This window comes from Brevundimonas sp. FV1ye4L, assembly GCF_058681255.1.
This window is the reverse complement of the sequence record NZ_CM178734.1, coordinates 1,783,991-1,799,851: the sequence shown is the minus strand read 5'-3', so window position 1 is coordinate 1,799,851 and position 15,861 is coordinate 1,783,991. Positions and strand designations below refer to the sequence as shown.

8 protein-coding genes are annotated in these 15,861 nt (G+C 68.0%); 3 read left to right on the top strand and 5 right to left on the bottom strand.

The features are described 5' to 3' along the window. Positions 1–61: 61 nt before the first annotated feature. The 3 genes from ACW17X_RS08695 to ACW17X_RS08685 are packed head-to-tail and all read right to left on the bottom strand — an operon-like array spanning position 62 to position 7,340. On the bottom strand, positions 62–1,369 hold the full coding sequence (locus tag ACW17X_RS08695) for an ammonium transporter (RefSeq protein WP_492096780.1): 1,308 nt from the start codon (positions 1,367–1,369) through the stop codon (positions 62–64). Positions 1,370–1,404: 35 nt separating this feature from the next. Then, positions 1,405–5,916: a glutamate synthase large subunit gene (gene gltB / locus ACW17X_RS08690; RefSeq protein WP_492096779.1), complete on the bottom strand. Its 4,512-nt coding sequence runs from the start codon at positions 5,914–5,916 to the stop codon at positions 1,405–1,407. Further along, positions 5,913–7,340 carry an NAD(P)-dependent oxidoreductase gene (locus tag ACW17X_RS08685; RefSeq protein ID WP_492100456.1) on the bottom strand — a complete coding sequence of 476 codons (1,428 nt, stop codon included), beginning with the start codon at positions 7,338–7,340 and terminating at the stop codon, positions 5,913–5,915. The genes gltB and ACW17X_RS08685 overlap by 4 nt, the downstream gene beginning before the upstream one ends. Positions 7,341–7,570: 230 nt before the next feature. Between ACW17X_RS08685 and ACW17X_RS08680 the strand changes: the two genes are divergently transcribed. Continuing rightward, a complete protein-coding gene (locus tag ACW17X_RS08680; RefSeq protein ID WP_492096778.1) occupies positions 7,571–10,003 on the top strand; it encodes a membrane-bound PQQ-dependent dehydrogenase, glucose/quinate/shikimate family in 2,433 nt (810 codons plus the stop codon). Between the two features lie 97 nt (positions 10,004–10,100). Here ACW17X_RS08680 and ACW17X_RS08675 read toward each other — a convergent pair whose 3' ends face one another. Further along, positions 10,101–11,363: a glutamate-5-semialdehyde dehydrogenase gene (locus ACW17X_RS08675; RefSeq protein WP_492096777.1), complete on the bottom strand. Its 1,263-nt coding sequence runs from the start codon at positions 11,361–11,363 to the stop codon at positions 10,101–10,103. Further along, positions 11,360–12,529, bottom strand: a complete 1,170-nt coding sequence (proB, locus tag ACW17X_RS08670) for a glutamate 5-kinase (RefSeq protein ID WP_492096776.1) — start codon at positions 12,527–12,529, stop codon at positions 11,360–11,362. The genes ACW17X_RS08675 and proB overlap by 4 nt, the downstream gene beginning before the upstream one ends. A 67-nt stretch (positions 12,530–12,596) precedes the next feature. Between proB and ACW17X_RS08665 the strand changes: the two genes are divergently transcribed. Then, on the top strand, positions 12,597–13,376 hold the full coding sequence (locus ACW17X_RS08665; RefSeq protein ID WP_492096775.1) for a ZIP family metal transporter: 780 nt from the start codon (positions 12,597–12,599) through the stop codon (positions 13,374–13,376). A gap of 231 nt (positions 13,377–13,607) precedes the next feature. Beyond that, entirely contained in the window at positions 13,608–15,827 is a 2,220-nt protein-coding gene (locus ACW17X_RS08660; protein ID WP_492096774.1) for a glycoside hydrolase family 3 N-terminal domain-containing protein, read from the top strand. Positions 15,828–15,861: the final 34 nt, after the last annotated feature.

The following is a 15,861-nucleotide window of genomic DNA, read 5'->3' as shown; positions in this document are numbered from 1 at the left end:
GCCCCTGGTCTTCGTCAACAGACAAGGATGAGGCTGGCGAGGATGAGGCTGGGCCGATCGTTCAGTGGATGGCTTCGCCGTGCTGGGTATAGTCCAGCCCCTCGACCTCTTCGTCCTTGGTGACGCGCAGGCCCGTGGTGAACTTGCAGATCATCAGGACCACGAAGGTGCCGACCGCGCTCCAGACAATGGCGCCGCCCAGGCCGAGCGCCTGTTTCCACACCGTCGCGCCCTCGGACAGGGCGTTGACGCTGGTGGTGGCGAAGACGCCGGTCAGCAGGGCGCCGACGATGCCGCCGATCCCGTGAACCCCGAAGGCGTCCAGGCTGTCGTCGTACTTCAGCGCATGTTTCAGCCAGACCGCGCCCGCATAGCAGGCCGGACCGGCGATCAGGCCGATGAAGAAGGCGCCCTTGGGATCGACGAAGCCGGCCGCCGGGGTGATGGCCACCAGGCCGCCGACGATGCCCGACAGCAGGCCCAGCAGGGTGGGGCGCTTGCGGTCGAACCATTCGATGGTCATCCAGCTCAGGGCCGCAGCCCCGGCGGCCAGGATGGTGTTGAAGGCGGCGGTGGCGGCTAGGGCGTCGGCGGCGCCGGCCGATCCGGCGTTGAAGCCGATCCAGCCGACCAGCAGCAGGCCGGTGCCGATGGCGCTATAGACCAGGTTGGCGGGGGCCATATTGTCGCGACCGAAGCCGTGGCGCGGACCCAGCACCAGGGCGCAGACCAGGCCGGCGACGCCCGCATTGACGTGGACGACCGCCCCGCCGGCGAAGTCCAGCACGCCCATCCCGCCCAGATAGCCGCCGCCCCAGACCTGATGGCAGATCGGCGCATAGACGATCAGATGCCACAGGGCGAAGAACAGCAGGCTGGCCGAGAACTTCATCCGCTCGGCGAAGGCGCCGGCGATCAGGGCCGGGGTGATGATGGCGAAGGTCATCTGGAAGCTGACGAACAGCAGTTCCGGCAGGCCGGGCAACAGGCTGTGCGCCGTCTGCATCGTGACCCCGTTCAGGAAGGCCGCCTCGACCCCGCCGACGAAGCCGTTGATCGCATCCGGTCCCTTGCCGAACGACAGGCTGTAGCCGACCAGGAACCACAGCACCGAGACGATGGCGAAGGCCGCCGCCGACTGGGCGATGACGCTGATGATGTTCTTCTTCCTGACCATGCCGCCATAGAACAGCGCCAGACCCGGCAGGGTCATCAGCAGCACCAGGGCGGTGGACGTCAGGATCCAGGCCGTCGCCGCATTGTCGATCACCAGGGGCGCCTGATGGGCTAGCAGGGGCGCGGCGGCGGCTGGAGAGGCGACCGCCGCCCCGACTAGGGCGACGGCGGAAAGGGCGGCGGTTCGGGTCATTTCAGGCGTCTCGGGGAGGAGAGGTGAGGAACGGCTCAGGCTGAAGTCTTAAGCCGTTCCTCCGCCCTGACAATGTCCGTGAGCGGCAGGATCCGCACGAAACGGTCAAGCGTGGCTTCCCAGTCGCCCAGCAGGCGTCGCGCCAGGGGAGAACCCGTCGCCGCGAAGTGGGCCTCGACCAATCCACGCAGCCGTTCGGCCGCCGCCGTGTCGATGTCGGCCACTCCGGCCAGGTCGCCGTTCAGCGCCCGTTCGGCGAAGCCGGGCTGGTCCAGTACGAACAGCTCGCCGCCGCTCATGCCCGCCGCCAGGTTCCAGCCGACTGCGCCCAGCACCACGACCCGGCCGCCGGTCATATACTCGCAGCCGTGGGCGCCCAGGCCCTCGACCACCGCCTCGGCGCCCGAGTTGCGCACCGCGAACCGCTCGCCCGCCGCGCCGGCGACGAACAGTCGACCCGAGGTGGCGCCGTACAGGGTGGTGTTGCCGCAGATCAGCTGATCCTCGCGCCATTCGGGCGTGCGGACCGAGATCTCGGCGCCCGAAAGCCCCTTGCCGACATAGTCGTTGGCCTCGCCCGTCAGGTGCAGTTCCAGACCCTTGGCGGCGAAGGCGCCGAAGCTCTGGCCGGCGATGCCTTCAAGACGCAGCTTCAGACGACCGGCCGGGCCCTGGGCGCCGAAGCGCCGCACGATGGCGGACGAGACGGCGGCGCCGACGGTGCGCTGGGTGTTGTTCAGCGGATAGGACAGCTCCAGCGTCTGGCCGCGATCCAGGAACCGCACCGCGTCCTTCAGCACCCGCGCGTCCAGACTGTCGGCGATGGGCTTTCTGACCTTGTCCGCCCACTTGCCGGCCGCGCCCTCGTCCACCCGAACCAGCAGGGGGTTCAGGTCCAGGTCGTCCAGGTGCGACCCGCCGCGCCGGACCTGACGCAACAGGTCGGTGCGGCCGATGATCTCGTCCATCGTCCGGGCCCCGATGGAGGCCAGGATTTCGCGCGTTTCCTCGGCGATGAAGGTGAACAGGTTGACCACCTTGTCGGGCGTGCCGGTGAACTTCTCGCGCAGCCGATCGTCCTGGGAACAGACGCCGACGGGGCAGGTGTTCGAATGGCACTGGCGCACCATCAGACAGCCCATGGCGATCAGGGCGGCGGTGCCGACGCCGTATTCCTCGGCGCCCAGCATGGCGGCGATGACCACGTCGCGGCCGGTGCGGACCCCGCCGTCGGTCCGCAGCGTCACCGAGCCGCGCAGATTGTTCAGCGTCAGCACCTGGTGGGCCTCGGCCAGGCCGATTTCCCACGGCAGACCGGCATGCTTGATCGAGGTCTGGGGCGAGGCGCCGGTGCCGCCGTTGTGGCCGGCGATCAGGATGGCGTCGGCATTGGCCTTGGCGACCCCCGATGCGATGGCCCCGATGCCCGAGGCGGACACCAGTTTCACCGTCACCTTGGCGTCGGGGTTGATGGCCTTCAGATCATAGATCAGCTGGGCCAGGTCCTCGATCGAATAGATGTCGTGGTGCGGCGGCGGGCTGATCAGGGTGGTGCCGGGCACGGCGTGGCGCATCCGGGCGATGAACTCGGTCACCTTGAAGCCGGGCAGTTGCCCGCCCTCGCCGGGCTTGGCGCCCTGGGCTACCTTGATCTCGATCTCGCGGCACTGGTTCAGATATTCGGCCGTGACGCCGAACCGGCCCGAGGCGACTTGCTTGACCGCCGAGTTGGCGTCGTCGCCATTGGCGCGCGGGTGATAGCGTTCCGGATCCTCGCCGCCCTCGCCCGAGACCGAGCGGGCGCCGATGCGGTTCATGGCGATGTTCAGCGTCTCGTGCGCCTCAGCGCCAAGCGCCCCCAGGGACATGGCCTGGGTCAGGAAGCGGCGGCGGATGTCGGACACGCTCTCGACCTGATCGACCGGGATGGCGACGCCCTCGCGGAAGTCCAGCAGGTCGCGCAGGCTCAGGTCCGGCTGATTGCGGACGGCCTCCGAGAACTGCTTGAAGCGGCGATAGTCGCCCCTGTTACAGGCGTCCTGAAGCAGGTGGATGGTCTTGGCCTCGTGGGCGTGAGCCTCGCCGCCTGAGCGGATCTTGAAGAAGCCCCCGATGGCGGGCGAGGGCAGGGCCTCGCCCCAGGCCACCTTGTGCCGCTTCATCGCCGCCTGTTCCAGACCGGCCAGGCCGATGCCGGAGATGCGCGACGGGGCGCCGGGGAAGAACTCGGCCGTCAGGGCGCGGGACAGGCCCAGCACCTCGAACTCGCAGCCGCCGCGATAGGCGGAGATGACGCTGATCCCCTTGCGCGCCAGGGTCTTCAGCAAGCCCGCCTCGATGCCGTGCTTGTAGTTCAGGCAGGCGTCGCGCAGCGTCAGGCCCGGATAAAGGCCCCGGTCCAGACGTTCCTGGAACAGGTCTTGGGCCAGCCAGGCGTTGACGGTGGTGGCGCCCACCCCGACCAGCACTGCAAACCCGTGCGGGTCCAGCGTCTCGGCCGTGCGAACCACGATGGAGCAATAGGTCCGCAGACCCGCAGCGGTCAGTCGGCCGTGAACCCCAGCCGTGGCCAGGATCATCGGCGCGGCCAGACGAGTCGCGGAACCCTGCTGATCCGTCAGCACGATCAGGGCCGCGCCGTCACGGGCGGCGGCCTCAGCCTCGTCCATGATCCGGTCCAGCGCCGCGCGCAGGCCGGCGCCGGGACGGGCGTCTTCCGAGGGGGTGTCATAGCTGCAGTCGATGATCACGGTCGAACCGGCGCCGACGGTGGCGACCATCCGCTCGTACATGCCGTTGGTCAGGACGGGGCTGTCCAGCACGAAGACGTCGGTCTGGGCTTCTTCCTGGGCCAGGATATTGCCCAGGTTCTTGAACCGGGTCTTCAGGCTCATCGCCCCCGCTTCACGCAGGGGGTCGATCGGCGGGTTGGTGACCTGGCTGAAGTTCTGGCGGAAATAGTGGCTCAACGGGCGCGGCAGGGCCGACAGCACCGCTGGCGGGGCGTCGTCGCCCATGGAGCCGACTGCCTCCTTGCCGTCGCGGACCAGGGCGTCCAGCAGCAGGTCGAGGTCCTCGCGGCTGTAGCCGGCGGCGATCTGGCGACGCGTCAGATCCTCGCCCGAGGTCGAGCGGGGTTCCGGTCCGGGGCCGATGATCGGCTCCAGATCGACCATATTGTCCAGCCACTCGGTATAGGGGTGGGCGGCGGCCAGCGCATCGATGGCCTCGTGCTCGTCGTACAGACGGCCGTGCTTCATATCGACGGCGATCAGCTTGCCGGGGCCGATGTGCAGACGGCGCTTTACCCGACTCTCGGGGATCGGCACCAGACCGGCTTCCGACCCGGCCATTAGCAAACCGTCGACCGTCTCGACCGCACGCAGGGGGCGCAAGCCGTTGCGGTCCTTGCCCGCCACGATCCAGCGGCCGTCGGCGGCGCAGATCGCGGCCGGGCCGTCCCAGGGCTCCATGACCGCGTTGCAGTAAGCGTAGAAGGCCCGGTGCTCGGGCGGCATGACCACGTCGTCCTTGGCCCAGGCCTCGGGGATCAGCAGGGCCTTGGCCATCGGCGCGGGGCGCCCGGCGTGGACCAGCACCTCCATGACGTTGTCCAGGGCGGCGGAGTCCGACCCGCCGGGCTGAACCACCGGCTTCACCTCGCGGTCGCGGTCCCCGAAGGCCTGGGCGGCCATGCGGATCTCGTGCGACTTCATCCAGTTCAGATTGCCCTTCAGCGTGTTGATCTCGCCGTTGTGGGCCAGCATGCGGAAGGGCTGAGCCAGCTTCCATTCGGGGAAGGTGTTGGTCGAATAGCGCTGGTGGAAGACGGCGTAGGCCGAGACGAAACGCGGATCTTCCAGGTCGGGATACAGGTTGCCCAGCAGTTCGGCTCGCACCATGCCCTTGTAGGCGATGGAGCGTGCGGACAGGGTGCAGATATAGACGGCGGCCAGGTTCTCGGTCTTGACCGTCTTCTCGATGCGGCGCCGGCACAGATACAGCTCGCGCTCCAGCGCCTCGCCGTCCAGCGGCTGACCGGCGTCGTCCAGGGGCGGGGCCAGCATGATCTGTTCGATCTCGGGCCGGGTGGCCCCGGCCTTGGTCCCCACCACCGACAGGTCGATGGGCGTCTGGCGCCAGCCATAGATCCAGAAGCCGGCGCGCAGGGCCTCGGTCTCGACGATGGCGCGGGCGCGGTCCTGGGCGCCCAGATCGGTGCGCGGCAGGAAGACCTGGCCGACGCAGATCGGGCCCGGACGCAGGGACTGGCCGATCGAGGCGACCTGGTCGGCGAAGAAGCCTTGCGGCAGTTCGCACATGACGCCGGCGCCGTCCCCGGACAGGCCGTCAGGATCGACCGCGCCCCGGTGGGCCACGGCCTTCAGGCTGCGGATCGCATATTCGACCACGTCGCGGCGCGGCGTGCCGTCGATGGAGCAGACCAGGCCCACGCCACAGGCGTCGCGCTCTGACGCGCGATCATAGGCGTTGCCGGCTTCCAGTCGGTCGCGGGTCTCTTCGTACTTGTCCAGCCAATCGGTCATGCCGCGACCTCCTCGGTGCGGGTCTTCAGATAACGGTCGATCTCGGCGGCGGCGTCTTGGCCTTCACGGACGGCCCAGACCACCAGCGAGGCGCCGCGCACCGCGTCGCCGGCGGCGAAGACGCCGGGCAGGCTGGTGGCGAAGCTGACGGAGCCGACCTTGATGGTGCCGTCGTCGCGCAGGCGAAGATTGGGCTCATGCGCCGCGAACGGTTCGGGCGAGAAGCCCAGGGCCTCGATGACGATATCGGCCGGAATGTCGAAGTCGGCGCCAGGGACGGGCACGATGTCGCGCCGCTCGCCAGGGGCCGCTTCGGTCAGTTGCATCCGCGCGGCGCGAACGCCGGTGACGGTGTCGCCTTGCGACAGCAGGGCCTTGGGCGCGCCCAGCCATTCGAAGACGACGCCTTCCTCTTCGGCGTTCACGACCTCGCGGGCCGAGCCGGGCATGTTCTCGCGGTCGCGGCGATACAGGCAGGTGACGGATGCCGCGCCCTGACGGACGGCGGTGCGGACGCAGTCCATGGCGGTGTCGCCGCCGCCGATGACGACCACCCGCTTGCCGCGCGCCTCGTGCCAGCCGTCCTGTTCGGCGTCGCCCAGGTCGCGCCGGTTCTGGTGCGTCAGATAGGACAGGGCCGCCACGGTCGAATCCGGCCCACGGCCCGGCGCAGACAGGATGCGCGGCTGGTAGACGCCCATGGCCAGCAGGACCACGTCATGGCGCTCGCGCAGTTCAGTCAGGGTCACGTCCTTGCCGACCTCGCAGCCCAGGACGAACTGGACTCCGCCGTCGGTCAGACGGTCCACGCGCCGCTGGACGACGTGCTTCTCCAGTTTGAAGCCGGGGATGCCGTAGATCAGCAGGCCGCCGGCCCGGTCATGCCGGTCATAGACCGTGACCTGATAGCCTTCGCTGCGCAGGCGGTCGGCCGCAGCCATGCCGGCCGGCCCCGCGCCCACAATGCCGACGCTCTCGCCGCGTTCCGCCGCCGGCCGGATCGGTTCGACCCAGCCGTTGGCGAAGGCCTGGTCGCCCAGCCAGGCCTCGACCGAGCCGATGGTCACGGCGTCCCAGCCGGACTGGTTCAGGGTGCAGGCCCCCTCGCACAGCCGATCCTGCGGGCAGATGCGGCCGCAGATCTCGGGCATGGTCGAGGTCAGGGAGGCGACGCGCCACGCCTCGCGCGGCTCGTTCTCGGCCGACAGGCGCAGCCAGTCAGGGATGTTGTTCTGAAGCGGGCAGGCGTTCTGGCAGAAGGGCACGCCGCAGTCGGTGCAGCGCGACGCCTGTTTCTCCGCCGTCTCGGTCGAGGGCGGAATCGTAATCTCTCCGAACCCGCGTGCGCGCAGTTCGGCTGAGGCCTTGGATAGGCGGCGCGGCTCTACGACGAAAGTCCCGCCTTGCTTCAGGGTCTTATGCATGACGGGCATATGCCGCAATCGGCACAGTTGAGGCAAATATTATTGCTGTGAGCGGTTCTCAGCTGGAAAATTCGCAAAGAACATCCGTTTGCGGAAGGCTTTTGGGTAAAAACGTGTGACTCGGCGGCTGTTGGTGGAACGGTTTGAAGCCTCGGAGAAGGTGGAAACTGGAACCGCCTGATCTGCGGCTCGTTGGCTGAACTTCATCCAAAGTTAAAACGGGGGCTCCGATGCCACGATGGACGACGCCAACAGGTCTGGGAGGATGGCTTACGCTGCTTCTGGGCCTTTTGATTGCTGTGATCGGAGCCGTGCTGGCGGCCGGTGGCGTTCAACTCGTGAGTCTGGGGGGCTCCTGGTACTACGTGGTGGTCGGCCTGATGCTGATCGCGTCAGGCGCGCTGCTGGCGTTCCGCGACATCAAGGGCGCCTGGGTCTATGGCGCGGCCTTTGTCTTCACCCTGGTCTGGGCGCTGTGGGAAAAGGGGCTAGACGGCTGGGCCCAGGTGCCGCGTCTGGTCGGCCCGCTGGTGCTGATGTTCCTGGTCCTCGCGACCCTGCCCGTGTTGAAGCGGCGCGGCGGCGGCAAATTGGCAGGCGGCGGTGCTCTCGGATTGGCGGTTCTGACGGTCGTGTTCGGCGTGGCGGTCGCCCAGGCCAACCGGGCGCAGGTCGAAAATCCGCTGCCGGGCGCGCGCGGCGCCTATAATGATCCGGCCCTGCTGAAGGCCGGGGCGGATTGGCCTGCCTGGGGCGGAACGGACAGCGCGCAGCGCTATTCGCCGCTGACCCAGATCAACAAGGACAATGTGGGTCGGCTGGAACGGGCCTGGACCTTCCGAACCGGCGATCTGCCGGAAGAACGCTGGGGCGCCGAGACCACGCCGCTGAAGATCGGCGACACCGTCTATCTCTGCTCCGCTCGCAACAAGCTGTTTGCGCTGGACGCCGCCACCGGCCAGCAGAAATGGGCGTATGATCCTCAGGTCGCCGACGAGAACATCCCTTATACGGCCGCCTGCCGGGGCGTGACCTACCACGTGCGCGCCGACGCCGATCCGGCCCAACCCTGCGCGACCAAGATCATCGAAGGCACCCTGGACGGCCGCATCATCGCCGTGGATGCACGCACCGGCCGCCCCTGTCCCGCCTTCGGTCAGAATGGAGCGGTAGATATCAAGCGGGGCATGGGCGATCCCTATCCCGGCATGGTGTCGATCACCTCGCCGCCCGTGGTTGTTCGCGGCGTGATCGTCACCGGCCACCAGGTGCTGGACGGTCAGAAGCGCTGGAACGCCTCTGGCGTCATCCAAGGCTTTGATGTCGAGACGGGGGAGCTCAGCTTCGCTTGGGACATGATGCGTCCTGACCGCGACGGCCTGCCGCCGGAGGGCGAGACCTATACGCCCGGCACGCCCAATATGTGGACAACGGCGACCGGCGACGAAGCCTTGGGCCTGGTCTATCTGCCCATGGGGAATTCATCGGCGGACTACTGGTCCAGTTCACGCCGACCGCAGGAGAACGAATATTCCACCGCCCTGGTGGCGCTGGATGTGACGACGGGCAAGCCGCGTTGGCATTTCCAGACGGTGCACAAGGATGTCTGGGACTTCGACCTGGGGTCGCAGGCGACGCTGATCGATTTCCCCTCGGCCGGTGGGGTCGTGCCGGCGCTGCTGTTGCCGACCAAACAGGGCGACATGTACGTCTTCAACCGCGCCACGGGCCAACTGCTGCACGGGGTGGAGGAACGGCCGGTCCCGACCACGGGCGGCGCCGAACAGGGCCAGCGCGCGCCCACCCAGCCCTTCTCTCTCTTCGCCACTCTGCGCAAGCCGAACCTGACGGAACGCGACATGTGGGGCATGTCCCCCATCGACCAGATGTTGTGCCGCATCAACTTCAAGAAGGCCGACTACCAGGGCTACTACACCCCGCCTTCGACTAACCACTACATCAACTATCCGGGCTACAACGGCGGTTCGGACTGGGGCAGCGTGGCGGTTGATCCGGTGCGGGGCGTGATCATCGCCAACTACAACGACATGCCCAACTACAACCGTCTGGTGCCGCGGGAAGAGGCGAACGAGAAGGGCTGGTTCCCGCGCGACGATCCTCGCTACATCGCCCAGCAAGAGGAGGCGACCGTGCGCGGCGGCAGCCTGTCCAAGGGCGAAGGGGCGGGCGATCCGCAGATTGGCGTGCCTTACGCCATCGACGTCAACGCCGGCTGGCGCGTGAAATGGACGGGGCTGCTGTGCAAGGAGCCTCCGTACGGCGGTATTACCGCCGTCGATATGCGCAGCGGCAAGACGCTGTGGGACCGTCCGTTCGGCACCGCGCGCAAGAACGGACCGTGGGGCATTCCCTCGCACCTGCCGTTGGAGATCGGCACGCCGAACAACGGCGGATCGGTGGTCACGGCCGGCGGCCTGATCTTCATCGCCGCAGCGACCGACGACCTGATCCGCGCCATCGACATCGAGACCGGTGAGACGGTCTGGTCGGACGTGCTTCCGGCCGGCGGTCAGGCCAACCCGATGATCTATGAGCAGAACGGCCGTCAGTATCTCGTCATCATGGCGGGCGGCCACCACTTCATGGAAACGCCAAAGGGCGACTATGTGATCGCTTATGCTCTGCCCGAGGGCAGAGCATAAGCTTCCTTGCTGGGACCTATCGCGCTTCGCGCTGCTTGAGGTCCGAATGAGATAAATGAAGAGGAGCCGGAGGCGGAAACGCCTCCGGCTCCTTATTTTACGGCCGCGTCTGGCCCTGGCCGCGCACGACGTATTTGTAGGTGGTCAGCTGTTCCGCCCCCACGGGGCCGCGCGCGTGCAGGCGGGCGGTGGAGATGCCGATCTCGCCGCCGAAGCCGAACTCGCCGCCGTCGGCGAACTGGGTCGAGGCGTTGATCAGGACGATGGCGCTATCGACCTTGGCGGCGAAGCGTTCGGCGGCCTGGGCGTCGGTGGTGACGATGGCCTCGGTATGGCCTGAGCCATAACGGGCGATGTGCGCTGTCGCCGCCTCCAGGTCATCGACGATCCGCACCGCCAAAATCGGCGCCAGATATTCCGTGGTCCAGTCGGCCTCGACGGCCGGCGTCATCTGGGGAACCATGGCGACGGCCTCGGCGTCGCCGCGCAGTTCGCATCCGGCGGCGATCAGGTCGGCGGCGACCAAGGGCAACAGGCGTTCGGCGCCCGCGCGATCCACCAGCAAGGTCTCGGTCGCGCCGCAGACGGACACTCGCCGCATCTTGGCGTTCAGTACGATGGCGCGGGCGTCGTCCAGATCAGCGTCCTCATGCAGATAGGTGTGGTTCAGCCCCTCTAGATGGCTGAGCACCGCCGTCTTGGCCTCGGCCTGGACACGGGCCACCAAGCTCTTGCCGCCGCGCGGAATGATGACGTCGATGGCGCCGTCCAGCCCGCCCAGCATAAGGCCCACGGCCTCACGATCCGGCGTATCGACCAGTTGCACCGCATCGGCGGGCAGACCGGCCTGGGCCAAGGCTTTGCCGATCAGGCCGGCGATGGCCAGGGACGACTGGAGACAGTCCGATCCGCAGCGCAGGATGGCCGCATTGCCCGAACGGATACACAGGGCGGCGGCGTCGGCGGTGACGTTGGGGCGGCTCTCATAGATCACGCCCAGCACCCCGATGGGGGTGCGGACGCGGGCGATGTCCAGACCGTTGGCGGGGGTCCAGCGTTCGGTCTCGACGCCCAGGGGATCGGGCACGGCGGCGATGGTCGCGACCGCTTGCGCCATGCCGGCGACGCGCGCAGGCGTCAGCGACAGCCGGTCAATCAGGGCCTCAGTCATGCCGTTGGCGCGGGCGGCGTCCACATCGCGGGCGTTGGCGGCCAGGATGTCGGCTTCGGCGACCGTCAGCTTTTCGGACAGGATCTCCAGCGCGCGGGTGCGGGCGGCGGCCGGCGCTTCACGCAGGGCCGCAGCGGCGGTGCGGGCGCGCTGGCCCAAGTCTAACATTCGGGTCTCAAGATCGGTCATCGGTCGTCCAGAACCATGTCGTCGCGGTGGATCAGAACAGAGGGGCCGCGATAGCCGAGCGTCGCCTCGATTTCATCGCTGCGGCGGCCCCGGATTCGGGCGGCCTCGTCGGCGGCATAGGCGGCCAAGCCAACGCCAACCGCGCCGCCGTCGGCGTCGATCAAGCGCACGCAGTCGCCTTTTTCGAAATCGCCGGCGACGGCTGTCACCCCGGCGGGCAGCAGGCTTTTTCCCGCCCTTAACGCTGTGACGGCGCCGGGGTCCAGCGTCAGGGCGCCGGCCGGCGAGAGGCTGCCTGCGATCCACTGCTTGTAGGCGGCCATGGGTCCGTCAGGGGCGGTGATCAGGGTGGCGCGCGCGCCGTCCGCTATGGCCGCCAAGGGCGACAGCGTCTGGCCCGAGGCGATGATGGTGGCGCAGCCCGCCGAACGGGCGATCTGGGCCGCCGCCAGCTTGGTCGCCATGCCGCCGGTCCCGACCCCGGCCTGGGCGTTGGCGCCGCCGCCCATGGCCATGATGTCGGGGCTGAGGCTCTCGATCAGCGGCAGGTGGGCGGCGCCCGGATCACGGCGCGGATCGGCGGTGTACAGGCCGTCCACATCCGACAGCAGGATCAACAGATCGGCCCGCGCCAACTGGGCCGTCCGCGCCGCCAGCCGGTCGTTGTCGCCATAGCGGATTTCTTCCGTCGCCACGGTGTCGTTCTCATTGACGATGGGGATGACGCCGTGGCCCAGCAGGGCCTCGACGGTGGCGCGACCGTTCAACCAGCGACGGCGGCGTTCCGTGTCGTCGCGGGTGAGCAGCACCTGGCCCACGACCAAGTCGTGGGGCGCCAGGGCCTCGGACCAGGCGGCCATCAGCAGGGACTGACCGACCGAGGCCGCCGCCTGCTTGTCCTCCAGCCGTGTCCCCAGGTTCGGCAGACGGCCCCGCCCCAGGGCGATGGAGCCGGACGAGACGACGATGACCTCGCGTCCCTGCGCCTTCAAGGCCGCCAGATCCCGCGCCACGGCCGCCAGCCAGTCATGCGTCGGCCGCCGCGTCTCGGCGTCGATCAGCAGCGAGGATCCAATCTTGACCACGACCCGGCGCGCCGCCGCCAGGGCGGAAGCGGCGTCGGTTGCAGAGTCTGGGCGCGGGGCGGGGGAGGCGACCTGGGACATGAAGGTTTCTCTAACGCGGCTGTTCGGGCTTGTCTCTTGCCGTATCGACCGCCACAGCAGGCGAATGATGGAATCCCTTTCCCCGATCGCGGCCGGCGCCCTGGGCAGTCTGGCGGCCGGCATGATGACGGCGGTCGGCGCCGTGCCCATGCTGTTCCTGAAGAGACCGAGCGAGCAGACCCAGAGCGTGCTTCTGGGGTTCGCCGCGGGGGTCATGCTGGCGGCCTCGTTCTTTTCGCTGATTATTCCCGGCGTGGACGTGCTTCAGGCCGGCGGCGCGTCCCAGGCCTGGGCGGCGGGAACAATGGCGGCGGCGGTGCTGATCGGGGCCACGGCCATCGGTCTGATGAACCGGTTTGCGCCGGTGGACATGCTGGCCATCGGCCCGGCCCAGTCGAAACATCTGACGCGGCGCATCTGGTTGTTCATCATCGCCATCACCCTGCACAACTTCCCCGAAGGCGCCGCTGTAGGCGTCAGCTTCGGCGGCGGCGACATGCACCAGGGGCTGGCCACGGCCCTGGGCATCGGTATCCAGAACATGCCCGAAGGCTTGGCGGTCTCGGCCGCCATGGCGTCGTTGGGCTATGGTCGCGGGCCCGCTTTTCTGGGCGCGCTGGCCTCGGGTCTTGTCGAACCGATCGGGGGGCTGATCGGGGCCGGCGTCGTCGGGATGCTGCCCGGCGCCCTGCCCTGGGGGCTGGGTCTGGCGGCCGGGGCTATGATCTATGTGGTGACCGCCGAGATCATTCCGCAGACCCGCGAACAGTCCAAGGGCGACAGCTCGATGATCGGGCTGATGATCGGCCTGGTGGGCATGATGTTCCTGGATATAGCCCTGGGTTGAGCCGCTTCTCGCGCTCGCCCAAGGGGCAGTTACATCATTTACATCCGGCGCGGGTCTGGACGGCGCCCGTCGCCAGAGGTTAGGCCACGAACCTCGCAGTCCGGTCTTCCCCGCCTGAACTTTCCGAAGGAGCGCCCCATTAAGACGCGACCTATAAAGCCTTCGGCTTCCCGTCGAAACTTCTTGTCTGGCCTGGGGCTTCTCGCCCTGATGGGCGCCGGAGTCTTCCCTATGCCTGTTTCCGCTGAAATCTCGCGCACCGTTCAACGTCACCGCCAGAGGATCGAGGATCTGATCGCGGCGATGACGGTCGAGGAGAAAGCGGGACAACTGAACCTGTTGGCCGATCCGTTCCGCTGGATGCCCACCGCGGTCAACCCGCTGGACGGCACGGGCGATCCCGCGCGCGTCACCGCCATGATCCGCGAGGGCAAGGTGGGCTCCCTGTTCAACGGCATCGGCGCTGAGACCGGCCGCCGTATCCAGCAGGTTGCGGTCGAGGAGTCGCGTCTGAAGATTCCGCTGCTGTTCGCGGCGGACGTGATCCACGGCTTGTCCACCATCTTCCCCGTGCCGCTGGCCGAGGCGGCGGCCTTCGACACCGAACTTGCGCGACGCACCGCGCGTGCGGCGGCGGTCGAGACGGCGGCGTCCGCCGTGCACCAGACCTACGCCCCCATGGTGGACGTGGCCCGCGATCAGCGCTGGGGCCGCAATGTCGAAGGCGCCGGCGAGGACGTGCTGCTGAACAACCTGCTGGCCGCCGCCCGGGTGCGCGGCTTCCAGGGCGACAAGGGACTGGACGACCGCGACGCCGTTCTGGCCACCGCCAAACACATGGCCGCCTATTCGGGCGCCATAGGCGGGGTCGAGTACAACACCACCGACATGAGCGAACAGACGCTGCGCGGGGTCTATCTGCCGCCGTTCAAGGCCTCGGTGGATGCCGGCGCCCTGTCGATCATGAGCGCCTTCAACGATGTGAACGGCGTGCCTGCTTCGGGCAGCCGCAAACTGCTGACCGACATCCTGCGCGGCGAATGGGGCTTCGAAGGCTTCGTCGTCTCCGACTACACCTCCGAACAGGAACTGGTCGCCCACGGCTTCGCCGAGGACGGCCGTGACGCCGCTCGCATCGCCTTCAACGCCGGGGTCGATGTCTCGATGGTGTCGGGTCTCTACCTCGAGCACCTGCCTAGCCTGGTGGCGAGCGGCGAAGTGTCGATGGCCCGGCTGGACGAGGCGGTGCGTCGTCTTCTGACCACCAAGGCGGCCCTGGGCCTGTTCGATGACCCGTATCGGGGCACGGACCCGGTGCGAGAGAAGGCCGTGGTCGGTTCGCGTGAACACATCGAACTGTCGCGTGAGGCGGGCCGCAAATCGGTAGTTCTGCTGAAGAACGACAACCAGCTTCTGCCGCTGAACAAGAGCCAGAAGATCGCCCTGATCGGCCCGTTCGCCGATGACGTGGACAATGTCTGGGGACCGTGGACCATCTGGGGCGCGCCTGAGCGTCGCGTCTCGCTGGAGGCCGGTTTCCGTGCGGCCATGAGCGATCCTCAGGGCCTGACCGTCGCGCGCGGCTCGGGCATTGAGACCCCGCTGGCCGGCGGTATCGAAGAGGCCGTTCGCGCCGCCGCAAACGCTGACGTCATCGTCCTGGCCATCGGCGAGAGCCAGAAGATGTCGGGCGAGGCCCAGTCGCGCACCGAGATCGTCGTTCCGGCCCCGCAACAGGCCTTGGTCGATGCCATGGCCGCCACCGGCAAGCCCATGGTCATCCTGCTGCGCAACGGCCGAGCCCTGGCTCTGGAAGGCAATGTCAAGAACGCCCAGGCCATCGTCGTCACCTGGTTCCTGGGCGAGCAGATGGGCAACGCCGTCGCCGACGTCATCTTCGGCGATCACGGCCCCTCGGCGCGTCTGCCGGTCAGCTTCCCGCATAAGTCGGGCCAGCAGCCCTATTCCTACGACCACAAGAACACGGGGCGTCCGGCCAACCCCGCGCTGGAGGTCGAGGAGTACAAGGCCCGCTATCGCGAGACGACGAATACGGCCCTGTATCCGTTCGGCTATGGCCTGACCTATGGCGACGTGGCCTATAGTCCTGTCGAGATGGCGAGCGATCAACTGGCCTGGGCCGGGACGCTGGACGTGGCCGTGACCGTCACCAACCAGGGCGCCCATGTCGCCGAGGAACTGGTGCAGCTCTATATCCACGACCGGGTAGCCAGCCTGACCCAGCCGGGTCGGTTGCTGAAGGACTTCAAGCGGGTGACGCTGCGGCCGGGCCAGAGCGAGACTGTGCGTTTCACCCTGAACGCCCGCCAGTTGGGCTTCATCGGCGAGGACAACACCTATCGGATCGAGCCGGGTCTGTTCGATCTGTGGCTGGCGCCCCATGCCCAGGGCGGTTCGACGGCCCAGTTCCGCTTGATCGGCCCGGCTTAGAATGCGGATGGTCGTTGACCCGGCGCACGGCAGG

Excerpts from the sequence above, each read along its gene's own strand:
- ACW17X_RS08675 (WP_492096777.1), bottom strand. The coding sequence starts at position 11,363 with ATGACCGATCTTGAGACCCGAATGTTAGACTTGGGCCAGCGCGCCCGC.
- ACW17X_RS08680 (WP_492096778.1), top strand. The coding sequence starts at position 7,571 with ATGCCACGATGGACGACGCCAACAGGTCTGGGAGGATGGCTTACGCTG.
- ACW17X_RS08685 (WP_492100456.1), bottom strand. The coding sequence starts at position 7,340 with ATGCATAAGACCCTGAAGCAAGGCGGGACTTTCGTCGTAGAGCCGCGC.
- ACW17X_RS08695 (WP_492096780.1), bottom strand. The coding sequence starts at position 1,369 with ATGACCCGAACCGCCGCCCTTTCCGCCGTCGCCCTAGTCGGGGCGGCG.
- gltB (WP_492096779.1), bottom strand. The coding sequence starts at position 5,916 with ATGACCGATTGGCTGGACAAGTACGAAGAGACCCGCGACCGACTGGAA.
- proB (WP_492096776.1), bottom strand. The coding sequence starts at position 12,529 with ATGTCCCAGGTCGCCTCCCCCGCCCCGCGCCCAGACTCTGCAACCGAC.
- ACW17X_RS08665 (WP_492096775.1), top strand. The coding sequence starts at position 12,597 with ATGGAATCCCTTTCCCCGATCGCGGCCGGCGCCCTGGGCAGTCTGGCG.
- ACW17X_RS08660 (WP_492096774.1), top strand. The coding sequence starts at position 13,608 with ATGCCTGTTTCCGCTGAAATCTCGCGCACCGTTCAACGTCACCGCCAG.